20 protein-coding genes and 1 riboswitch are annotated in these 22,154 nt (G+C 70.2%); of the genes, 6 read left to right on the forward strand and 14 right to left on the reverse strand.

Features of this window, described 5'->3' with window-relative positions; genetic code table 11:
* Positions 1-54: 54 nt before the first annotated feature.
* Complete coding sequence (locus R2B38_RS04820) at positions 55-201, reverse strand: SCO1431 family membrane protein (RefSeq protein ID WP_318015116.1); 147 nt, start codon at positions 199-201, stop codon at positions 55-57.
* 115 nt (positions 202-316) lie between these two features.
* Positions 317-1,714 carry a peptidase C39 family protein gene (locus tag R2B38_RS04825; protein WP_318015117.1) on the reverse strand — a complete coding sequence of 466 codons (1,398 nt, stop codon included), beginning with the start codon at positions 1,712-1,714 and terminating at the stop codon, positions 317-319.
* 236 nt (positions 1,715-1,950) lie between these two features.
* Between R2B38_RS04825 and R2B38_RS04830 the strand changes: the two genes are divergently transcribed.
* Both R2B38_RS04830 and R2B38_RS04835 read left to right on the forward strand, forming a co-directional pair.
* Positions 1,951-2,571, forward strand: coding sequence for a hypothetical protein (locus tag R2B38_RS04830; RefSeq protein ID WP_318015118.1), 621 nt, complete (start codon positions 1,951-1,953; stop codon positions 2,569-2,571).
* Between the two features lie 434 nt (positions 2,572-3,005).
* On the forward strand, positions 3,006-4,871 hold the full coding sequence (locus tag R2B38_RS04835) for an AAA family ATPase (RefSeq protein WP_318015119.1): 1,866 nt from the start codon (positions 3,006-3,008) through the stop codon (positions 4,869-4,871).
* A gap of 184 nt (positions 4,872-5,055) precedes the next feature.
* Here R2B38_RS04835 and R2B38_RS04840 read toward each other — a convergent pair whose 3' ends face one another.
* Positions 5,056-6,615 (reverse strand): glycoside hydrolase family 32 protein, encoded by a 1,560-nt coding sequence (locus R2B38_RS04840; RefSeq protein ID WP_318015120.1) that lies wholly within the window; start codon positions 6,613-6,615, stop codon positions 5,056-5,058.
* A gap of 174 nt (positions 6,616-6,789) precedes the next feature.
* On the opposite strand from R2B38_RS04840, the gene R2B38_RS04845 reads away from it, so the two are divergent.
* Genes R2B38_RS04845 through R2B38_RS04860 form a run of 4 tightly spaced genes read left to right on the forward strand, consistent with a single transcriptional unit; the run spans position 6,790 to position 11,459 of the window.
* A complete protein-coding gene (locus R2B38_RS04845; protein WP_318015121.1) occupies positions 6,790-8,199 on the forward strand; it encodes an extracellular solute-binding protein in 1,410 nt (469 codons plus the stop codon).
* The gene (locus tag R2B38_RS04850) at positions 8,196-9,161 is read left to right on the forward strand and encodes a sugar ABC transporter permease (RefSeq protein ID WP_318015122.1); all 966 of its coding nucleotides are present in this window, start codon (positions 8,196-8,198) and stop codon (positions 9,159-9,161) included. The genes R2B38_RS04845 and R2B38_RS04850 overlap by 4 nt, the downstream gene beginning before the upstream one ends.
* 22 nt (positions 9,162-9,183) lie before the next feature.
* A complete protein-coding gene (locus R2B38_RS04855) occupies positions 9,184-10,071 on the forward strand; it encodes a carbohydrate ABC transporter permease (RefSeq protein WP_318015123.1) in 888 nt (295 codons plus the stop codon).
* Complete coding sequence (locus tag R2B38_RS04860) at positions 10,068-11,459, forward strand: glycoside hydrolase family 32 protein (protein WP_318015124.1); 1,392 nt, start codon at positions 10,068-10,070, stop codon at positions 11,457-11,459. The genes R2B38_RS04855 and R2B38_RS04860 overlap by 4 nt, the downstream gene beginning before the upstream one ends.
* 406 nt (positions 11,460-11,865) lie before the next feature.
* On the opposite strand, the gene R2B38_RS04865 is transcribed toward R2B38_RS04860, so the two are convergent.
* The 11 genes from R2B38_RS04865 to R2B38_RS04915 all read right to left on the reverse strand — a co-directional run bounded on the left by R2B38_RS04865 (position 11,866) and on the right by R2B38_RS04915 (position 22,146).
* Complete coding sequence (locus R2B38_RS04865) at positions 11,866-12,930, reverse strand: LacI family DNA-binding transcriptional regulator (RefSeq protein WP_318021587.1); 1,065 nt, start codon at positions 12,928-12,930, stop codon at positions 11,866-11,868.
* Between the two features lie 148 nt (positions 12,931-13,078).
* Positions 13,079-14,155 (reverse strand): hemolysin family protein, encoded by a 1,077-nt coding sequence (locus R2B38_RS04870; RefSeq protein WP_318015125.1) that lies wholly within the window; start codon positions 14,153-14,155, stop codon positions 13,079-13,081.
* A complete protein-coding gene (locus R2B38_RS04875; RefSeq protein ID WP_318015126.1) occupies positions 14,152-15,486 on the reverse strand; it encodes a hemolysin family protein in 1,335 nt (444 codons plus the stop codon). The genes R2B38_RS04870 and R2B38_RS04875 overlap by 4 nt, the downstream gene beginning before the upstream one ends.
* A 176-nt stretch (positions 15,487-15,662) precedes the next feature.
* Entirely contained in the window at positions 15,663-16,106 is a 444-nt protein-coding gene (locus R2B38_RS04880) for a PH domain-containing protein (protein WP_318015127.1), read from the reverse strand.
* Between the two features lie 14 nt (positions 16,107-16,120).
* Positions 16,121-16,978 (reverse strand): ATP phosphoribosyltransferase, encoded by an 858-nt coding sequence (hisG, locus tag R2B38_RS04885; protein ID WP_318015128.1) that lies wholly within the window; start codon positions 16,976-16,978, stop codon positions 16,121-16,123.
* A gap of 49 nt (positions 16,979-17,027) precedes the next feature.
* Entirely contained in the window at positions 17,028-17,300 is a 273-nt protein-coding gene (locus R2B38_RS04890) for a phosphoribosyl-ATP diphosphatase (RefSeq protein ID WP_018534786.1), read from the reverse strand.
* 34 nt (positions 17,301-17,334) lie between these two features.
* A complete protein-coding gene (gene ribH, locus R2B38_RS04895; protein ID WP_019059681.1) occupies positions 17,335-17,820 on the reverse strand; it encodes a 6,7-dimethyl-8-ribityllumazine synthase in 486 nt (161 codons plus the stop codon).
* A 33-nt stretch (positions 17,821-17,853) separates the two neighbouring features.
* Positions 17,854-19,143 (reverse strand): bifunctional 3,4-dihydroxy-2-butanone-4-phosphate synthase/GTP cyclohydrolase II, encoded by a 1,290-nt coding sequence (locus tag R2B38_RS04900; protein ID WP_318015129.1) that lies wholly within the window; start codon positions 19,141-19,143, stop codon positions 17,854-17,856.
* On the reverse strand, positions 19,140-19,784 hold the full coding sequence (locus R2B38_RS04905) for a nicotinamide mononucleotide transporter family protein (RefSeq protein WP_318015130.1): 645 nt from the start codon (positions 19,782-19,784) through the stop codon (positions 19,140-19,142). The genes R2B38_RS04900 and R2B38_RS04905 overlap by 4 nt, the downstream gene beginning before the upstream one ends.
* The gene (locus R2B38_RS04910; RefSeq protein WP_318015131.1) at positions 19,781-20,383 is read right to left on the reverse strand and encodes a riboflavin synthase; all 603 of its coding nucleotides are present in this window, start codon (positions 20,381-20,383) and stop codon (positions 19,781-19,783) included. The genes R2B38_RS04905 and R2B38_RS04910 overlap by 4 nt, the downstream gene beginning before the upstream one ends.
* A 150-nt stretch (positions 20,384-20,533) precedes the next feature.
* Positions 20,534-20,667: riboswitch (FMN riboswitch) on the reverse strand.
* 237 nt (positions 20,668-20,904) lie between these two features.
* Positions 20,905-22,146 carry an ROK family transcriptional regulator gene (locus tag R2B38_RS04915; protein ID WP_318015132.1) on the reverse strand — a complete coding sequence of 414 codons (1,242 nt, stop codon included), beginning with the start codon at positions 22,144-22,146 and terminating at the stop codon, positions 20,905-20,907.
* Between the last annotated feature and the right edge of the window lie 8 nt (positions 22,147-22,154).

Below are 22,154 nucleotides of genomic sequence, written 5' to 3' on the forward strand. Positions count from 1 at the left end.
GCTCTCCAACTGGGCTGGGTCAACCGCAGTATGGCAGGTCGCGAATGTGTCAGGTCACAGCAGGCCGATTTGGGTCACAAGCATCGCGATCACCACGACAAGGGTCCAGCCCACGATGTGCTCGACGATCTTCGGACCGTCGGCCTTGGGGCCGCCGGTACGGCTACGGGTGCGGGCGGCGCTGGCTGAGTGTGCGGTCATGGTGGCTCGCAGAGGTCGGATGTGCGATGGACTCCCCGTTTCGTCCACCTTGCCATCCCTGTCGGGTTTTGCGCCGGAGACCTTGGTCACAGGGACCTCGGCCTCCGGCACGGGGTCAGTGCACGCCCACCGCCGCGAGGGCCTTGCGCTGGCGGGCGGTCGGGTGCGCGGGGAAGTAGAGGTAGCAGACGCCGCCGGTGCCGGAGGAGAGCTTGCCGGAGGCGTTGTACCGCTTGGTGCGCAGCCAGATGTTCTCCCACTCGCGCCGGTTGTAGACGCGGCGGACGGCCGGATCGTCGGCCGAGTTGGGGTCGTTGGCGATCACGTCGCCGTCGGCGGTGAAGCCGATCACGGTCATCAGGTGGCCGGAGGTGCCGTAGCCCGCGCCGGTCAGTTCGCTGCTGAGGAAGGACTGGGACGTTATGGCCGGGATGCCCGCCGCGATCAGTGTCTCCAGGTCGCCGAGCGAGCCGAGCCGGGTGACCACGCCCTGGAGGTCCTTGTACGTGGCCGCGTAGGCGGCGTTGAACGGCCAGTTGCCGCAGCCCTGGTACTGGTAGTCGTAGGTGAAGCGGGCCGCGTTGTCGACCTGCGGGTCGGCGTAGGTCGGGTCGACCCAGGCGAGCTGCTCCCGGGTGAGGCGGCCGCCCCAGTACTCGATGATCATCTGCGAGGAGGTGGGGCTGCACCAGGCCTCGCCGCCGTTGTCGTACTCGGGGTACTGGCCGACGTGGATCTCCTGCGAGTAGCGCGGGACGATCAACTCCTGGGCCAGTCCCGGAGTCGAGGCCGGGACCGTGAAGCGGTCCGGGACGTCGGAGCCCATCGCGCCGAGCCGCCAGACAGTGGGGGTGAGCTTGGTGCCGGGCTTGCGGTAGAGGGTCAGGCGGAGTCGGTACGACGCGAGGCGCAGGCCTGTCGTGGCGTCGTCGATCGCGAAGGTGTCCGTCCAGATCGTGGACTTGCCGTCCGTCTGGTCGTCGACGGAGGTCCGCTTGATGTCCTGGTCGCCGGCCGCCCAGCGGCCCATCACGTACCAGGGGGTGTCCGTGCCGTCGGAGTACGTGCCGTGCAGCTCGATCTGGATCCAGGTGCCGGCCGGGGTGTCCGCGTTCCAGGACGCGATGGTCTCCGTCGCGGGGACGGAGAGCTTGTGGACGGGGGACGTCCAGGTCGCGTACTCCCAGTTGGCGGTCTTGCCGGTGTGCGGGTCCGTGTAGTCGACGCGGCCGGCGGCGGCGCCGATCGCGAGGCCCGGGCGGGAGCCCGCGACGGCGCGGGTGCCCTGGGCGGCGCCGCGGCGCCAGTCGGCGTAGGTGGTCCAGGCGTGGTTGTCGACCGTCGGGGTGCCCTCGCGGGGCCGCGCGTCGAGGAGGGTCGGCGCCCGGTCGGAGTCGGCGGCGTCGGTGGCGGTCGCGGTGTCGGCGACCGCCGGGCCCGTGCCGGCGACCACCGCGGCGGCGACCGCGGCGGCCAGGACGGTTCTGCGGGACGGCTGTTCGGCTCTGCTCATGGGCGGAAGACCCCCGGGTGTTCCGTGTCGGGACAGATCCAGTCGGGACAGATCCAATGGACGACTGTGCGCCCACTATGAACACACACGGCACCGCGCTGCCAGCACTTCGAACCTCGCCACACCCACCAATATTGGTATCGACCAGTGGTATGAGCTGGGGCCGGAGGGACCGCTCCCTACACTGTCCCGGTGACCTGCGGCATCACGCTCCCCACGACCTCCCGGGACCAGCCATGCACGACCTCGCCCACCGCCTGAGCCGGCTGCCCCCGTCCTGCGGCCCGGTCCGGCTCGTCGGTGTCGACGGGCACGCGGGATCCGGGAAGTCCACGTTCGCCGGACGGCTGGCCGAGGCTCTGGGCGGCGCCCCCGTCCTGCACCTGGACGACCTCGCCACCCACGACAAACTGTTCGGCTGGACCGGCCGGCTGCTGAGCCAGGTGATCGAACCGCTCGGCCGCGGCGAGAGTGCCCACTACACCCCCTACGACTGGCACGCCCGCCGCTTCACCGCGCCCTGCGCGCTGCCGCCCGCGCCCGTGGTCCTCGTCGAGGGCGTCGGCGCCGGACGCCGTGCGGTGCGCCCGTTCCTCGCGGGACTGCTGTGGATGGAACTGCCCCGGGAGGAGTCCTGGGCACGGGGTCGGCAGCGGGACGGAACGGAGCAGCGGGACTTCTGGGACGGATGGGTCGAGGCGGAACACGAACACTTCGCCAAAGACCCTTCGCGCCCCCACGCGGACTTCCTGGTACGGCAGTTGGGGAAGGGGTACGAGGTGCTCACGGGGCCCTCCGGGACGATTGGACCGGACCATGAGGTCACCCACGGTGATGGACCGCCCGCAGTGTGCTGAACTTGTGAAGACCCTTCCGCCCGAACTTGCTTGAGTGCCTCAACTCGGCTTGACCCAGGGGCCGTACAGGTCTTACGTTCTGAATGTGCGGCCGGTTCGAAGCCGCCCAGAGTCGCGAAGCCCCCGGTTGTTCCCCCGTGATCGGGGGCTTCGTTCTGCTCCCAGCACGTTTTCCGGCCGCTACGAGCCGTGATTTGCTCACCCTGGGTCACCGTCCTGAGTGCGCCCCATCTGCTCCCACCTCGTCAAACGGCCTGTGCGGCACCCTTCGATGGGCGACTGCCCCGCAGGTACGATGCCCAGGGTGCGACCGACGGACGGCTGCTTCGCGCACCACGGCAACTCCCGTCCGCGGCACAGCGGTTCGACCCAGACTGCCGACGGGCGCCGGCCCGGCGGTGAATCAACGGGGGCACGGTTTGTGGGGGGACGTGATGGACTTCGGCACGCAGGGCCCCGAGGCCCCGGCCGACCTCGCGTGGCTGCGAGGCGTGGACGCCTACACGATGGGCGCTTATCCGCAGGCGGAGGAGGAGTTCCGCACCGCGGTACGGATGGATCCCGGGATGGCCGACGGCTGGCTGGGACTGCACGCGCTGCGCGTCGACACGACGACCGCGCTGCTGCGGATGTACCGGCACCGGGAACGCTTCGGGGAACAGCGCACCAGGCACCGCCGTACGCTCAACTCCTGGTACTGGCTGGGCTGGTGGGTGCAGCCCGTGCTGGAGAGCCCGCGTGATCTGCTGCTCGCGCACGCCTCGCACTGGCTGGACGGCCGCCATGTGCCGGAGCTGGACCGGGCGTTGGCGGGACTGCCGCCGGTCGACACCGACCACCAGGTCCGCTTCCTGCACGCGTGCCGCGCCTATCTGGTCAAGGACTGGGAGCAGCTGGTCCGGCACACGGACCCGCTGATCAACGATCAACTCCTGGGCATAGAGGCCGGGTTGTTCGGCGGGATGGCCCGGGTCCGGCTGGAGATGTACGGCCAGGCCGAGCCGCTCCTCTCCTCCGCGCTGATGCGCTGCCGCAGCGAACAGCCCCAGCGCAAGGAGCTGCGGTACTGGCTGGCGCGGGCCCACGAGGGCACCGGGCGAAGCGCCGCCGCGCTCCCCCTGTACCGGGCGGTGCACCGCGTCGACCCCGCGTTCATGGACACCTCGGCGCGGCTCGCCGCGATCACCGACTCCGACGGGTACGACGGCTCCGAGGACGTGACCGACCTCGCGGCGATCACGCTCTCCGGCGGGCAGGACACGCTGGAGGGGCCGGACGGGCTCGATCCGCTGTTCGGCGCGGAGGGGCGGGATCTGAAGCTGTCGGAGCCCGGTCTGCCACCGACCGGGCCGCTGCCCGCCGCGGGTGACTCGGTGCGGGAGAAGACCGCGAATCCGGTACTTCCGCTGCCCACGGGTCCCACCGACCCCGTCTTACTGGAGGAGGCGCTCAACGAACTGGAGCGCATGGTGGGTCTTGAGCCGGTAAAGCGCCAAGTCAAGGCGCTGTCGGCCCAGTTGAACATGGCGCGGCTGCGGGCGGGACAGGGCCTGCCGGTCCAGCCGCCGAAACGGCACTTCGTCTTCTCCGGGCCCTCGGGCACCGGCAAGACCACCGTGGCCCGCATTCTCGGGCGGGTCTTCTACGCCCTCGGGCTGCTCGGCGGGGACCATCTCGTCGAGGCGCAGCGGGCCGACCTGGTCGGTGAGTACCTGGGTCAAACGGCCGTGAAGGCCAACGAGTTGATCGATTCCGCGATCGGTGGCGTCCTCTTCGTCGATGAGGCGTACTCGCTCTCCAACTCCGGTTACGGCAAGGGCGACGCGTACGGCGACGAGGCCTTGCAAGTGCTGTTGAAGCGGGCCGAGGACAACCGCGACCACCTCGTGGTGATCCTGGCGGGCTATCCCGAGGGGATGGACCGGCTGCTCGCCGCGAACCCCGGGTTGTCGTCCCGCTTCACGACGCGCGTCGACTTTCCTTCGTACCGGCCGCTCGAACTCACCTCCATCGGCGAGGTGTTGGCGGCGGAGAACGGTGACGTGTGGGACGAGGAGGCGTTGGACGAGCTGCGGTCGATCGCCGGGCATGTGGTCGACCAGGGGTGGATCGACGAGCTGGGGAACGGGCGGTTCCTGCGCACGCTGTACGAGAAGAGCTGCGCGTACCGGGATCTGCGGTTGTCGGTGTATCCCGGGATGTTGTCGCGGGACGACCTGTCGACGTTGCGGCTGCCGGATCTGATGCAGGCGTATGGAGAGGTGTTGTCGGGGCGGGGGCCGGGTCCTGCCGGGATGTGAGGGGGACGCGGGAGTTCGGTCGGATCTGTCGTATCGCGGCTGCGGCGCCGTGGGCGGCTGGTCGCGCAGTTCCCCGCGCCCCTTGGGTGGGCGCGGGGAACCGGTGTCTATAAGGCGACGTCCGCTTCAGTCCTCGGGCTTCATCCGCTCGCGAGTGCGGGCCTAGGCCGGCCCCCGCCCGGTCTCACACCGTGAACTCCCGTATCACCGTGTTCCGGAACACCGCACTGCCGCCGATCGTAAAGAGCGCGAGCCCGGTGTCCAGCAGGTACGGAAACACCTGGCTGGTGTGCACATAGCGGCCGTCGTCGACGAACATCTCCACCGATGTGCGGTCCACCAGGATGCGCAGCTTCACCGTGCCGGCGGACGGGTCGAACGGGGTGTGGCTCTCCTGGTAGTTGCCGGAGGTGTCGGCGTTCACCGTGTTGCGTCGGTTGAGGAAGGCGTAGTCGGTGTAGACGCCGGCGTCGATGTGTCTGCCGCCGCTGGGTGAGCGCCTCAACTGGAGGCCCGCGCCGGTGAGTTGGGACCAGGTGAGCTCGGTCGTCACCTCGTAGGAGATGCCGGTGTAGTCGAGCACCTTCGTGCCGTCCACGGTCACGTCGCCCAGGTTCACCGTGCGGGAGACATACGCGTCGAGGCCGGCGACGGGCTGGGAGGCGAGGTAGTAGGTGCCGTCGGACGCCTTCTCCAGGGTGATCTCGCGGACGACGGAGTCGGTGCCGTTGAAGCCGTCGCAGTCGATGGTGGGGGTGGTGTCGGCGTAGTCCCAGTTGTTCACCCAGCCGAGCGCGTACCGGGCGGCCGGGTCCACCGCGCCGCTCGTGTCCCGCTTCTCGAAGGTGACGCCGGCGTACCAGTCCCAGCCGTGGTCGAGCCACTGCGGGTCACTCGTGTCAGCGGTGAACGCGCTGCCGTCGAAGGAACCCGTCCAGTAGGCGTACGTGTTGGGCAGCCCCGAGCTCTTGCCGTTGGCGCTCACGCCGAGCACCCATTTCACGGTGCCGTCGGCGGCAGTGATGCGGAACAGGTCGGGGCACTCCAGGACGCCGATGCCGCTGTGGATGAAACCGCCCACGTACGTCCAGGACTTGAGGTCGTCGGAGTGGTAGAAGCCGACCTTGTCGTTCTCGGCGAGGGCCATCACCCAGCGGCCCCGGTCCTCGTCGCGGATCACCTTGGGGTCGCGGAAGTCGGCGACGCCGGGGTTGGGCAGGACAGGGGCGGTCCCGTGGTTGGTGAAGGTGAGACCGCCGTCGGTCGAGTAGTAGAGGAACTGCGCCTGGGAGTCGGTGCCGTCGCCGGGGGACATCGTGACGATGACGACGACCGCGCCCGCGCCGAATCCGGCGGTGTTGCCGGTGTCGACCACCGCCGAACCCGACCAGAGATCACCGTTGGACGTGGTGTTCTTGGGTGCGGCGACCCCGCGGTCGGTGAAGGAGACCAGGTCCTTGGTGGTGGCCAGGCGCCACGCGGTGCCTACGACGCCGGTGAAGTAGTCGGCGTTGTAGAGGTAGTAGTAGTGGTACTCGCCGTCGATCCAGACGGGCCGCTGCGGGTCGTTCTTCCACTGGTCGGGGACCGTGAAGTGGTACGTGGCGCGGTAACTCGCCCCGCTCGCTGTGGAGTTGGTACTACCCGCGGCCGTGGCCGTGCCGCTGGACAGCAGCGCGGCGGCGGTGCCCGCCGCCGATCCCGCGAACAGTGATCTCCTGGATATCCCCTGGGTTCCGGGCATGACGCATCGTTCCTCTCATGGCGGCTCCTGCGAACGAGGACTGTAGACCTAACTCGATAAAGGTCAAGAGTCCTAACCCGTTAAAGGTCAAGCCTTCCCGACCCTTGACAGGCCCGCCGCCCGGTTCCCATCATCTGGGCATCACCCCTGAACTAACACGAGTTAGGCCCGTTGATGACTGACTCGCACCTCCCCCGCCGCACGCTGCTGCGGTACGGCGCGTACGGGGCCGGAGCAGCCGCTCTGGCCGGTACCGCCGCGAGCTGGGACCGGCTCACGGGAGCCGACATCCCCGGCCGTGACGACGGCTCCCTCGTCGTCGCCACCCTCGGCTCCGCCTTCGACCCGGCCACCGTCGACGCCCTCACCAAGGGCTTCCACCGGATCCACCCCGGCATCCCGCTGCGGGTGAACGCCGTACAAGCCGTCGACTGGTCGGACTTCTTCGCGAAGATCCTCACCCAGATCGCCGCCGGCACCGCCCCCGATCTGGTGTATGTGGCCACCGAGGGCGTGCAGTTGTTCGCCCAGAAGCTCGGCGTGGCCCTGGACCGCTGGGTGCGGCGGGACGCGGCGGAGCTGCGCGAGTACTTCGCCGACGTCCACCCCTCGCTGGTGGAGTCGATGATGTACGAGGGCAACCTCTACCAGCTGCCCATGGAGTTCAACGCCGCCGACATGTACCTCAACAAGCAGGTGCTGAAGCGGGCGGGCGCGGAGTTCCCGGCGGCCGACTGGAACCGCGACGACTTCACCGCGCTGCTACGGCAGTTGAAGCGTTCCGGCGGCTCGCACTTCACGCCGTACTTCTGGACCAACCGCCTGTGGGGCGGCGTCGTGCCCTGGCTCTTCGCGAACGGCACGAACCTGCTCAAGGAGTCGAAGGCGCCCGGCGGCTCCTGGCTGTGGGACAGCTTCTATCCGGCCGCCGACCGGAAGGGGCGCGGTGGCGGCTTCCGCTGGAGCACCCCGCAGGCCACCACCGACCGGGTCGAGGAGGCGTACGACTACATCGCCTCCCTCGTCCAGGACGATCTGTGCACCCGGCCCGAGGGCGGCAACGGCAACAACCTGGTCGGTGTGTTCTCCACCGGCCACGTCGGCGTCACCCCGGCGGGCGGCTTCTGGGCGGGCGGCCTCCAACTGGCCGGCATGCGGGCCGCCGACTACGACGTGCAGTACTTCCCGCGCTGGCGCACCCAGCGCCACCAGTTCGGCGCGGCGGGCTACGCGCTGCTGCGCACCTCGAAGAAGCAGGAAGCCGCCTGGGAGTTCATCAAGTACGCGGCCCGCAAGGACACCATGACCCGGCTCTTCAAGAGCAACCAGACCACCCCGGCCCGGCGTTCGATGCTGAACGCCGCCCGCTACACCGCGAGCGGCCCGGCGCACTGGCAGGTCTTCTACGACACCCTCGACCGGTTCCCCGACACCGGCCCGATCCCCGCGCCACCGCAGGTCGCGGAGGTGACCGACGTCCTGCTCAAGTACACCGGCACCGCGCTGGCCTCGCCGCGTGCGGTGGGTCCCGCGCTGCGCCGGATGCAGGGCGACCTGGAGCAGGCCATGGAGCGTGCGGTATGACGAACACTCAGGTCCCGAACTCCCAGGCTCCTGCGGTGAGTTCACGGCCCGCCACACCACCGGCCGCCGCCGTACGGCCGTCCGTCCGCGACCGCGGCGCCCGGTTGCTGGCCGCGCTGTTCCTGGCGCCCACGGTCGTCGGCATCGTCGTCTTCACGGTCGTGCCGATCGTCGGGTCCGTCGTGCTGAGCCTGTTCCACTGGAACGTGATCGACCCGCCCCACTTCGTCGGCGGCGCCAACTACCGCACCACCTTCACGGATTCGACCGTCCTGGTCTCCTTCCGCAACACGCTCCTCTTCATGGTCCTCGCGGTCGCGCTGCAACTGCTGATCGCGCTGTCGCTGGCACTCGCGCTCAACGGGCGGATGCCGGTCTGGCTGCGGTCGGTGTTCCGTTCGGCGTTCTTCTTCCCGCTGGTGCTGTCCGCCGCGTCCATCTCGGTGGTGATGAAGTACCTGTTCAACCAGGACTTCGGGGTGGTGAACTGGCTGATCGGCCTGGTCGGCATCGCGCCCGTGCCCTGGCTGACCTCGGAGCACGCGGCGATGGCCACGGTGGTCCTGGTCTACGTCTGGCAGCAGTTCGGTTTCTCGTTCCTGCTGTTCATCGGCGGTCTGAACAACATCCCCAAGGAGATCCACGAGGCCGCCGCCCTCGACGGCGCGACCGGCCTGCGCAAGCACCTCGGCATCACGCTGCCGCTGCTGTCGCCGACGCTGCTCGTCGCGACGGTGGTCGGCGTCATCAACGCCCTGCAGGTCTTCGAACAGCCCTACGTCCTCACCGACGGCGGACCCGGCGACGCCACCCGCACCGTGGTGATGGTGATCTACGAGCGGGCCTTCGAGCAGCTCGACTTCGGCGAGGCGTCCGCGGTGGGCGTGCTGCTCTTCGCCGTGATCATGGCGGTCACCGCCCTCCAGTTCCGGCTCAGCCGGCGTTTCGTCCACTACCAGTGAGCCGGTGAGCCGCATGAGCGCCATGAGCCAAGCAACCCCGACCCCCCTGAAATCGACCCCGACCCCGACCCCGACCCTGAGCCGCGTCCGCTACTCACTCGCCCCCTGGACCCGGATCGCCGCACTGACCGTGTGCGCCCTGCTGACGCTGGGCCCGGTCATCTGGACCGTCGCCACCTCGCTGCGCACTCCGGCCGAGTCCTTCGACCTGCCCCCGCAGATCATCCCGACGCACCCGACGACCGCGGCCTACCACGGGGTCTTCCAGCAGATCGACGTGTGGCTGCTCGCCCTGAACTCCACACTGGTGACGGCACTGATCGCCGTCGGCCAGATGATCACGGCGGGCCTGGCCGGATACGCCTTCGCACGCCTGGAGTTCCGTTTCAAGAGGCCGCTCTTCGGCCTGGTCCTGGCGACCATGATGGTGCCGTTGCAGGTCACCATCGTGCCGGTGTTCCTGGTGCTGAAGACGATGGGCCTCACCGACACGCTCCTCGGCCTGATCATCCCGGCCTTCCCGACCGCCTTCGGCACCTTCCTGATGCGCCAGTACTTCCTCGGTATGCCGAAGGACCTGGGCGAGGCGGCCATGCTGGACGGCGCGGGGACCTGGCGGATCTTCCGTTCGGTGTACGCGCCGCTGGCCACGCCCGGCCTGGCGATCGTCGGCGTGCTCGCCTTCAACTACCACTGGAACGAGTTCTTCCGCCCGCTGATCCTGGAGACCTCCAGCCAGAACTACACGCTTCCGCTGGGTCTGGTCTCCCTCCAGGGCAACCTCGGCACCGGGTCGATCTCGGTGGTCCTCGCCGGAGTCGTGCTCTCGATGCTCCCCGCCGTCGCCGTGTTCGCCGTCGGCCAGCGCCCTCTCCGCGAGGGCATCACCTCCGCAGGAGTCAACCGTTGAGCAATGACCCCAACGCGCCGCGTTTCAGGGTCCGTCCGCCCGCCAACTGGATCAACGACCCGAACGGGCCGTTCCGTTGGCGGGACCGCTACCACCTCTTCTACCAGCACAACCCCGACGCCCCGGTGCACGCGAACGTCCACTGGGGTCATGCCTCCAGCACCGACCTCGCGCACTGGGAGCACCACCCGATCGCCCTCACCCCGACACCCGGCGGCCCCGACGAGGCGGGCTGCTGGTCGGGCTGCGTGACGGACGATGCCGGCACACCGACCGCCGTGTACACGGGAGTTGACCATTCCCACGCCGGACTCGGCACCATCTGCCTGGCGCGGGCGGCGGACCCGGACGACGACCGGCTGAACGAGTGGAAGCCGCTGCCGACGCCGGTGGTGACCGGACCACCACCGGGACTGGACGTGGTGATGTTCCGCGACCCGTTCATCTTCCGCCACGGGGACCGGCGCTGGGCCCTGGTCGGCGCCGGGCACGCCGACGGCACGCCGTCGGTCCTGCTCTACGACTGCGACGACCTGACCGAGTGGCGGTTCGCCGGTGTGCTGCTGGACGGCAACGACCCTGTAGCCGCAGCGGTGTTCGGCGACAAGTCGGTGGGCTGGGAGTGCCCGCACCTGTACCGGACGGCGGGCGGCGACCACGTCCTTCTGGTGTCCCTGTGGGACGGAGACCCCTGCTCCACCGCATACCTGACGGGCCGTCTACAGGCGGCCAGCCAGGGCGAGTTGAGGTTCGTGCCGCGCACCGGCGGCCGACTCGACCAGGGCCGGGACTTCTACGCCCCCGCCGTGCTCCAGGAGCCGGACCGCGCACTGCTGTGGGGCTGGTCGTGGGAGGCCCGCCCGCAGGAGGAGGTGGACCGGGCCGGCTGGGCAGGCGTACTCACCGCACCCCGCGTGGTCGACGTCCACCCCGACGGTTCGCTACGGGTGAGTCCGGCCCCGGAGCTCCAACTGCTGCGCCCCGCCGAGCCGTTCGTGACCGCGCCGGGCCGGGTCCCGCTTCCCCACGCGTACGACCTGACGGTCACCGCACGCGAACCGACCACGGTGAGCCTGCTCCGGGACGCGGCAGGCCGGGAGCTGACCGTCCGCGCGGACCCCGCCGCGGGGACCGTCGTCCTCGACCGGAGCACCTGGCCCCGGACCGGCAGGGAGGGCTCCGCCCCGATCACCGTGCACGTACCGAAGGCGCCGGAACTCACCCTCCGGCTGCTCGTCGACGGCTCCCTCCTCGAACTCTTCGTAGGGGACCGTGCCATGATCACCGAGCGCGTCTACCGGCGCCCCGACGACACCGCCGAGCTGGTCGTCGACGAACCGGGCGCCCGGGTCACGGGGTGGGCACAGGCCCCAGGGAGGCATGGCTGACCGAACCGACAGGCCAGACGCCGCACGGTCACGGGTGGCGCCTGGCCGGCCCCTACGGCATCCCGGAGCAGCCGAGCCGGCACCCCACCTACGACAGGCCGGGCACCCGCGTCACTCGATAGGCACCGGACCCACCGACGCCCGGCTGACCACAGGCAGGCGAGACGCCGCACAGTCACGGGTGGCGCGAGGCCGGCTCCGACAACACTCAGAAGCAGCCGAGTCACCGCAGCACCTACGACAGGCCGGGCACCCGCGTCACCCAGTAGGCGCCAACTCACCGACGCCCGGCTGACCAGACCGGCAGGCCAGACGCCGCACAGTCACAGGCAGCGCCTGGCCGGCTCCGAGAGCACCCAGAAGCCACCGAGCCACCGCCCCACCTACGACGGACCCGGCACCCGCGTCACCCGGTAGGCGCCGGACCCACCGACGCCCGGCTGACCACAGGGCAGGCCAGGCGCCGCACGGTCGCGGGCGGGGTGGGGCCGGCTTCGATGGCGTCCAGGAGCAGTCGGGCCGCTGTCTCCCCCATCGCGCGGTGTGGCAGCGCGATGGAGGTGAGCGGTGGGGTGAGGAACGCGGCCATGTGCTCCTGGTCGTCGTAGCCGACCACCGACAGATCGGCGGGTACGTCGATCCCGAGCCGGGTCGCGGCGTGCAGGACGCCCGCCGCGACCCGGTCGTTGTAGCACAGGACGCCGGTGGGGCGACGACCCGGCTCGGCGCCGTCGAGCAGGCGCAGCGCGCCCGCGTATCCCGCGGAGATCTCCCCGCCGCCGCGCACGATCCACTCCGTGGGCACGGTGACGCCCTCGGCGCGCAGCGCGTCCCGGAAGCCGCGGGTGCGTTCCGCCGAGGCGATGTCGTCCAGGCCGCCGATCACGGCGAGCCGGCGGTGGCCCTCGGCGAGCAGCAGCCGGGCCGCGGTACGGCCACCGGCACGCTCGGCGGGGACGACGGCGGGCAGCGAGTCGTCCTCGGGCAGGCAGTTGGCCAGCACGGAGTGGGTGCGGTGCAGGCCCTCGGGGACGCGGACCCGGCGCAGTGACATGGCCGCGTAGATGATGCCGTCCACGCGCCGGTTGAGCAGTTCCGCGACGGCCGCGTCCTCCTTGGCCGGGTCACCGCCGGAGTCCACGGTGAGGACGAGATGGTCGCTGTCCCAGGCGGTCTCCATGGCCCCGCGCAGCAGCCGGCCGGCGAAGGGCGAGGACGCGATCTCGTCGGTGACCAGCCCGATCACGGCCGTACGGCGACTGCGCAGCCCGCGGGCCACCGGGTCGGGGCGGTAGCCCAGCTGGGCCGCGGCCTGCCGGATGCGTTCCTGGGTGGCGGGCGAGAGGTTGCCGTCGGCTCGGCCGTTGAACACGAAGGACACCGCGGTGTGGGACACACCGGCGATCCGGGCGACGTCCCGTGACGTCGGGCGCCCGGTGCCCGTGTTCCCGCTCTCCTCGGCACCGCCCACGCCGTCCGCCGCCCTCGCCCAGCCCGTCCTGTCGATCACCGCCCACCCTATCCGCGGGGAGCGCCGAGGCACACAGGAGATGCCCAGGGCGGGAACCCTGTTCGGCCGGCCCGGCCGAGTGATCGACAAGCGGCTGACGTCCCGGTTCTCAGCCAGGCACCGCCTGCTTGAGTTCCGCCGTCCGTGGCGGTGCCGGTGCCGGTACCTCCCGGTGGGCCGGGTCCGTCACCTCGCCCACCAGGAGTTCCAGGACGTCCTCCAGGGCGACCAGGCCGAGCACCTTGCCGGAGCCGTCGGCGACCTGGGCCAGGTGGGTCGCCGCCCGGCGCATCACCGTCAGGGCGTCGTCCAGGGGGAGTTCGGCCCGCAGCGTCGTCATGGGGCGCCAGATCTGCTGCGGCACCGCCCGCTCGGACTCCTCCAGGTCCAGGACGTCCTTGACGTGGAGGTAGCCCATGAAGGCGCCGGTCTCCGCCGCGATGGGGAAGCGGGAGTAGCCGGTGCGGGCGGTCAGCGCGACGATCTCGCCCGGGGTGACCGAGGGACTGACCGTCACCAGGTCCTCTCGGCGGAGGAGTACGTCCGTCACCGGGCGGGAGCCCAACTCCAGCGCGTCCTCCAGGCGTTCCTGCTCCTCGGGGTCGAGGAGACCGGCCTGGCCCGAGTCCTCCACGAGGCGGTTGAGCTGTTCGCTGGTGAAGACGGCCTCGACCTCGTCCTTGGGCTCGACGTGGAAGAGGCGCAGGATGGCCTGGGCGACGGCGCCGAGGGCGATGGTGATCGGCTTGCAGACCCGGGCGAAGGCGACCAGGCCGGGGCTGAGCCACATCGCGGCCTTCTCCGGCGCGGCCATCGCGAGATTCTTCGGGACCATCTCGCCGATGACGAGGTGGAAGAAGACCACGGCCGCCAACGCGAGGATGTAGCCGAGGGGGTGGATCATGCCCTCGGGCAGACGCATCCACTCGAAGACCGGCTCCAGGACGTGCGCGACCGTCGGCTCTGCCACCGCGCCGAGCGTCAACGAGCAGACCGTGATGCCGAATTGGGCCGCCGCCATCATCTGCGGCAGCCGCTCCAGGCCGTAGAGGACCTGGCGGGCGCGGGCCGTGCCGAGGGGTTCGATCTGGCTGCGGCGGACGGAGACGAGGGCGAACTCGGCGCCGACGAAGAAGCCGTTGGCGAGCACCAGCAGGACGGCGAAGAGGAGTTGGAGGACGGTCATCGGGCCGCCTCCATGACGTTCACCGGGGCAACCGTGCGGACCAGCCGGACTCGCTCGGCGCGGTAGTGGCCCACCTGGCGGACCGACAGGCGCCAGCCGGGGAGTTCGGCCTTGTCGCCGGGGGCCGGGATGCGGCCGAGGAGGTCGGCGACCAGTCCGGCCACCGTCTCGTACGGACCCTCGGGCACGTCGAGGCCTATGCGCTGGAGGATGTCGACCCGGCAGCTGCCGTCGGCGTCCCAGGCGGGCTTGCCGTCCTCCGGTGGCGCGGCGGCGAGTTCGGGGACGTCCTGGCCGTCGTGCTCGTCGCGGACCTCGCCGACGAGTTCCTCGACGATGTCCTCCAGGGTGACCACCCCGGCCGTACCGCCGTATTCGTCGACGACGACGGCGATCGGCTGCTCACTGCGCAGCCGGGCCAACAACGGTTGCACGGGCAGGGTCTCGGGGACCAGGAGCGGGGACTTGGCGATGGTGGTGACGGAGGTGCGCAGCCGGTCGTGCGCGGGCACGGCCAGCGCGTCCTTGAGGTGGACCATGCCGACGATCTCGTCGATCTTCTCGCGGTAGACGGGGAAGCGGGACAGACCCGTGGCGCGGGTCAGGTTGACCACGTCCTCGGCGGTCGCCGACGACTGGAGCGCGCTGACCTTCACGCGCGGGGTCATGACGTGCTGCGCGGTCAACTCGCCCAGCGACAGCGTCCGTACGAAGAGATCGGCGGTGTCCTGCTCCAGCGTGCCGGCCTGCGCCGAGTGCCGGGCCAGGGAGACGAGCTCACCGGGGGTGCGGGCCGAGGCCAGCTCCTCGGTGGGCTCGACGCCGAGTGCGCGGACGAGCTTGTTGGCGACGGTGTTCAGCGCGGCGATCACCGGGCGGAACAGGCGGGCGAAAGCGTGCTGTGGCGCGGCGACGAAGCGTGCGACCTGGAGGGGCCGCGACACCGCCCAGTTCTTGGGCACGAGTTCGCCGATCACCATCTGCACGGCGGAGGCCAGCAGCATGCCGACGACCACGGCGACGCCGGAGACGGCGCCCTCGGGGATGCCGATCGCGCTGAACGGGCCGTGCAGCAGCTCCGCGAGGGCCGGTTCGGCGAGCATGCCGACGACCAGGGAGGTGATGGTGATGCCGAGCTGGGTGCCGGAGAGCTGGAAGGACAGCTCCTTGAGCGACTCGACGACCGTGGCGGCCCGTCGGTCGCCCTCGGCGGCGGCCTTCTCGGCCTCGGGACGCTCCACGGTGACGAGTCCGAACTCGGCCGCGACGAAGAATCCGTTGGCCAGAATCAGCAGCATCGCCGCTCCGAGGAGCAACAAGGGGATGGTCATGCCGCCGCCTCGATATGTCGGGAGGGGGCGGCGCAGGTACTACAGGACGATCCGTCCATCGCTGGAGGGAGTCACTCCTCGGGTCGCAGGGTGCCTCTGAAGACAGGGGGGAACATCGGTGGCGGAGGCGGGAACGAAAAACGCCACCGACAACAGATTAATCAAGACATGGCCCTCTACGGCAGATCCCTCAGCGACCGGTCCTCGGCGAGCGCCCGCAGAGTGCGCGCGTCGGCGATGGCATGCGCCTTGGCGATACCGGGCTGGATGCCGAGCACGGGCAGGCTGGTGCCGTCGCTGAGGTCGATGAACACCCAGGGGTCGCCGGGCCGAAGGTTCACCTGGAGGATCTCGGCCCACGCCAGCCGGCGCCTGCTCACGATGTTCACGACGGTGACGCCGGACTCGTCGGCGACGACCTTCACCCGGGCGAGCATGGCCAGTACGGCGAAGAGGAGGGCACCGGTGAAGACGAAGCTGAGCTTCTCCCCCGGGGTGAGCTGCTCCAGGAGCATCGCGACGGTCGTGATGACGACGAAGATCGCGATGCCCGCGGTGAGCAGCACGGCACGGGTGCGGCCCGGCCGGAACGTGACCGGCAGGGCGGGCAGTTGAGACATGGTCGGCGTGTTCCTCAGAGACGGCAGGCGTGGATGGCCGTCGTCAGGATGGCCCGGGCGCCGATGTCGTACAGGTCGTCCATGATCCGCTGCGCCTCCTTGGCGGGGACCATCGCACGGACGGCGACCCAGCCCTCGTTGTGCAGCGGGGAGACGGTCGGGGACTCCAGGCCGGGGGTGAGGGCGACGGCCTTCTCCAGCTGCTCGACCCGGCAGTCGTAGTCCATCATCACGTACGTCCGGGCGACCAGCACGCCCTGGAGGCGGCGCAGGAACTGCTGGACCTTGGGCTCGGCGATGTCGTCGGTCTCGGCGCCGGTGCGGCGGATGACAACGGCCTCGGACTTCATGATCGGGTCGCCGAAGACCTCAAGTCCCGCGTTGCGCAAGGACGTTCCGGTCTCGACGACGTCCGCGATGACCTCGGCGACACCGAGTTCGATGGCGGTCTCGACGGCGCCGTCGAGGTGGACGACGGAGGCGTCGACGCCGTTGTCCGAGAGGTACTTGGCGACGATGCCCTCGTACGAGGTGGCGACCGTCTTGCCCTTGAGGTCCGCGAGGGTGTTCGCGGCGCCGGGCTTGGAGGCGAAGCGGAACGTGGAGCGGGCGAAGCCGAGCGGGAGGATCGGCTCGGCGCTCGCGCCGGAGTCGATCAGCAGGTCGCGGCCGGTGATGCCGATGTCGAGGCGGCCGGAGGAGACGTAGATCGCGATGTCGCGCGGGCGGAGGTAGAAGAACTCCACCTCGTTGACCGGGTCGACGATCCGCAGTTCCTTGGACTCCCGGCGCTGCTGGTAGCCGGCCTCATGCAGCATGTCCGCCGCAGGTCCTGACAGGGAACCCTTGTTGGGGACGGCGATGCGCAGCATGAGGTCGGCTTCCTTCGCGTGAAAAGGGGTGAAGTGTCTGAAAAGGGTTTTACAGGTGGGCGTAGACGTCGTCCAGCGAGATTCCGCGGGCGACCATCATCACCTGGACGTGGTAGAGCAGCTGCGAGATCTCCTCGGCGGCCGCCTCCTTGCCCTCGTACTCGGCGGCCATCCAGACCTCGGCGGCCTCTTCTACGACCTTCTTGCCGATGGCATGGACGCCCTTGCCGACCAGCTCTGCGGTGCGGGAAGTGGCGGGGTCGCCGGTGGCGGCCTTCTGCTGGAGCTCGGTGAAGAGCTCCTCGAACGTCTTATTGGACATGGTGCTGCCCACCCTATTGCAAACAATCGTGGGCTTAACGCCACGGTTCAGATACTGAGCGGAGCGTGGCGGCCGTCGCGACGGCCGCCGTCACCGCCTCGTGCCCCTTGTCCTCGTTCGAGCCCTCCAGACCGGCCCGGTCGAGAGCCTGCTCCTCGGTGTCGCAGGTCAGCACGCCCATGCCGACGGGGACGCCGGTCTCGACGGAGACCTGGGTGAGACCCTGGACGACGCCCTGGCACACGTACTCGAAGTGCGGGGTGCCGCCGCGGATGACGACGCCGAGGGCGACGATCGCGTCGTAGCCCCGGCCCGCCAACACCTTTGCCACGACCGGGAGTTCCCAGCTGCCGGGGACCCGGAGCAGGGTCGGCTCGTCGATCCCCAGGTCGTGCAGGGCGCGCAGGGCGCCGTCCACCAGACCGTCCATCACCTTTTCGTGCCACTGCGCCGCGATGACGGCGACCCGCAGGTCTCCGACGTTGCGTACGGACAGTTCGGGTGCGCCCTTGCCGCTCACGTTCTCTTGTCTCCTAGAAGTGCGATTGCGCGGTTACTGGTTGCCGCAGGTGGACACGGGGGCCGCGTCCAGCCAGGGCAGGTCGTGCCCCATCCGGTCCCGCTTGGTGCGCAGGTAGCGGAGATTGTGCTCGCCCGCGGTCACGGGCATCGGCTCCCGGCCGGTGACCTTGAGGCCGTGCCGGACGAGCGCGTCGGTCTTGTCGGGGTTGTTGGTCATCAGGCGCAGGCTGTGGACGCCGAGGTCCTCCAGGATCTGCGCGCCGGCGCCGTAGTCCCGGGCGTCGGCGGGCAGGCCGAGTTCCAGGTTGGCGTCGAGGGTGTCGCGGCCGCGCTCCTGGAGTTCGTACGCCCGGAGCTTGGACAGGAGGCCGATACCGCGTCCCTCGTGGCCGCGCAGGTAGACCACCACTCCCCTGCCCTCCTCCTGGATGCGCTCCAGGGAGGCCTCCAGCTGGGGACCGCAGTCGCAGCGCAGGGAGTGGAAGACGTCGCCGGTGAGGCACTCGGAGTGGACGCGGACGAGGACGTCCTCGCCGTCGCCGATCTCGCCGTGGACGAGGGCTACGTGCTCGACGCCGTCGACGGTGGAGCGGTAGCCGTAGGCCGTGAACTGGCCGTGGCGGGTGGGGAGTTGGACCTCGGCCTCGCGGCGGACGGTGGGCTCGGCGGCCTGGCGGTAGGTGATCAGGTCCTCGATGGAGATGATCGTGAGGCCGTGTTTGCGGGCGAAGGGGATCAGTTCGGGGAGGCGGAGCATACGGCCGTCCTCGCCCGCGATCTCGACGATCGCGCCGGCCGGGCGCAGGCCCGCGAGGCGGGCGAGGTCGACGGCGGCCTCGGTGTGGCCGTTGCGCGTCAGCACACCGCCGTCCCTGGCACGCAGCGGGAAGATGTGGCCGGGGCGGACGAGGTCGTCGGCCTGGGCGCTGCCGCTCGCCAGGACCTGGAGCGTGGTCGCGCGGTCGGAGGCCGAGATGCCGGTGGTCACACCGTGAACCGGCGCGGCGTCCACGGACACGGTGAACGCGGTCTTCATCGACTCGGTGTTGTCCTCGACCATCTGCGGGAGCCGGAGCCGGTCCAGCTCGTCGCCCTCCATGGGGGCGCAGATCAGGCCGCGGCACTCGCTCATCATGAACGCGATGATCTCGGGGGTGGCCTTCTCGGCGGCGATGACGAGGTCGCCCTCGTTCTCGCGGTCCTCGTCGTCCACGACCACGACGGGGCGGCCCGCCGCGATGTCGGCGATGGCCTGCTCGACCGGGTCGAGCGAGAAGTCCTCGAAACCGTCAGTGCTGTACAGGATCGGTGCCGCTGTCATGCCGGCGCTCCTTCCAGGACGGGCTGCGGGGTCGTGCGGGAGCGCAGCCACCAGTCGCGCATGCCCCACAGGACGAGTGCGCCGTAGATGACGTAGACGAAGCCGGAGAACGCGAAGCCGTTGGCGAAGTTGAGGGGGACGCCGACGAGGTCGACGAGGAGCCAGGCGAACCAGAACTCGACCATGCCGCGGGCCTGGGCGTACATCGCGACGACGGTGCCGACGAAGATGTAGGCGTCGGGCCACGGGTCCCAGGAGAGCGAGGGGTACGCCTTGAAGAGGGCGGCCACGGCTACGGTCCCTACGGCGGCGGAGCCGGCCAGGATCGCGCGTTCGCGCCAGGTGGCGAAGCGGGGGGTGATGTGGCCGTCGGCCGTGCCGCCCTTGCCGCGGTTCCACTGCCACCAGCCGTAGACCGCGACGACCATGACGACGACCTGCTTGCCGGCGCTGCCGGAGAGGTGGGCGGTGGCGAACGCGGCGAAGAGGATCACGCCGGAGACGAACTGGGTGGGCCAGCTCCAGATGGACCGCCGCCAGCCGAAGGCGAGGCCGATCAGTCCGATGACGTTGCCGATCATGTCCGACCACTTGATGTGCTGGCCGAACAGGACGAAGGCCTCGGAGTTGAGCCAGTTCACGGGGTCACCTCGCGGTCGCCCATGAGCCGCTCGACGTACTTGGCGATGACGTCCACTTCGAGGTTGACCGGGTCGCCGGGCTGCTTGAGGCCGAGCGTGGTCAGGTCGAGGGTGGTGGGGATGAGGCTGACGGTGAAGTAGTCCGGGCCCGCGTCGACGACGGTGAGGCTGATGCCGTCGACGGTGATGGAGCCCTTCTCGACGACGTAGCGCGTGAGGTCGGCCGGGAGCGAGATCTTGACGATCTCCCAGTTCTCGGACGGCTTGCGCTCCAGCACCGCGCCGGTGCCGTCGACGTGGCCCTGCACGATGTGTCCGCCGAGGCGGGCGCCGAGGGCCATGGGGCGTTCGAGGTTGACGCGGGAGCCTACGGCGAGGACGCCGAGGCTGGAGCGGTTCAGGGTCTCGGCCATGACGTCGGCGGTGAACTCGTCACCCTCGTGCTCGACGACGGTGAGACAGACGCCGTTCACGGCGATGGAGTCGCCGTGCTTCGCGCCCTCGGTGACGATGGGGCCGCGCAGACGAAAGCGGGAGGCGTCGTCGAGACTCTCGACGGCGGTGACCTCACCCAGCTCTTCGACGATTCCGGTGAACACTTCCCGGGTCCTCCTGCCTCATAGGGCACGGACTCCGGGGCCTGTCGAAGACGACAGAATGAAACGGAACGGAAGCACCGGGAACGACGCCGGACAGAACCCACCCACGCAGGACGAGCCGATACGGCGGCGCGCACGAATGCCCGCCCGCCGCGCACTGCCTCCCATCCGGACTTTAACCGTCGGTCCAGGAATTCCACCTGGTCAACCGGCCGCTGAACTACACGGACGGGTCGCGGACTATAACCGCCGGTTCGGACTTTCACCGACCCCGGAGTGCGCTGCTTCTGGTACACGGCCAGTGTGCCACGCCCGGCAAGGGTCCATCCAGGCGAAGGGTGTGGGCTGGCTCACAGACAGTGCCGCTGGACTTCTCAAGCGGCCCCTACCTGCTGGATCATCTGGTCTAGTCCTTTTCGGATCTCCGGAGGGGACACCCCTGGACCGGTCCGGCGGTGGTGACGACGGCCCTTGCCCACCGCCGGGCCACTCAGGCCAGGTGCGACCGCGCAACCGGCCGACTATCCGAACAGCTCGCCCTGCGCACCGTCCTGTGCCGTCAGCAGCGCCCCGCGCAGCACGGCGGCGCCCCCGAGGACACTTGGCCGCACCTCGGCGGGCAACGGGCACATCCGGACGATCCGCTCCGCGACCCGCACGGCGAGTACGTCACCGCCCGCCTGCCCGACCTCACCGCCGAGGACCACACACCCGGGGTCCAGCAGCGCGACGACCGAAGCGACACCGAGGGCCAGACGGTCGGCGAGGGCGTCCAGGAACCGGGCGGCGGAAGGGGTGTTGGGGGCGGAGACCCTGTCGGGAGCGCCATCCGCGCCTCCCCCGGCACCCGACTCGCCCCCACCCACCCCCGCGACCGCACGCCGCACGACCTCCGCCGCACCGCCCCCCTCGACACCTTCAGCCCCCAACACCCCACACTCCCGCGCCAGTTCAAGCACCGCCCCCGCCCCCGCCAGCGAGTGGAAACCCCCTTCACAGTCGGTCGACGACGGGAGCCCCCGCGTCCCCGGCACCGGGAGGAAACCGAGCTCGCCCGCACCCCCCGACGCACCCCTGCGCAACGCCCCGTCCAACACCACCGCCGCACCGATCCCCATGCCCAGCCACAGCAGCACGAACGTGTCCCGGTCGTGGGCCGCGCCGTCACGCTGTTCGGCCAGCGCCGCGAGGTTGGTCTCGTTCTCGACGACGATGCGGGTGTCGGGGAGGCGTTCGTGGAGGGCGGCGACCAGGCGGCGGTGCCAGGCGGGGAGGCCTGTGGTGTCGCGGAGTTCGCCGGTGGCCGGGGCGATGAGGCCGGGGGCGCCGACGCACACCGTGTGGAGGTGTTCCGCGCCCGCCTCCTTCGCCGCCCGTTCCACCAGCGCCACGGCCTGCTCGACCGCCGGGCCCGTGCCCGAGCCGCCGTCGATCGGTACCGAGGCCTCCGCGAGCACCCGGCCCACCAGGTCGGAGACGAGCACGGAGACGCCCTCCAGCCGGACGTCCAGCGCTGCCAGGTAGGCGCGGTCGCCGACGATGCCGTACAACCGGGCGTTCGGACCGCGCCGTTGCTCCCCGGACTCACCGACCATCTCGATCAGCCCGGAGGCCGTGAGGCGTTCGACGAGGTCGGCGACGGTCGGCCGGGAGAGACCGGTGAGCTGCTTCAACTGCCCTGCCGTCAGCGGGCCTTCGCGCTGGAGCAGACGCAGGGCGAGCCGGTCGTTGATGGCCCGGGCGGTGCTCGGGGATGCGGGCATGCCGGGAA

Origin of the sequence: Streptomyces sp. N50 (assembly GCF_033335955.1) — a bacterium.
Taxonomy (GTDB): domain Bacteria; phylum Actinomycetota; class Actinomycetes; order Streptomycetales; family Streptomycetaceae; genus Streptomyces.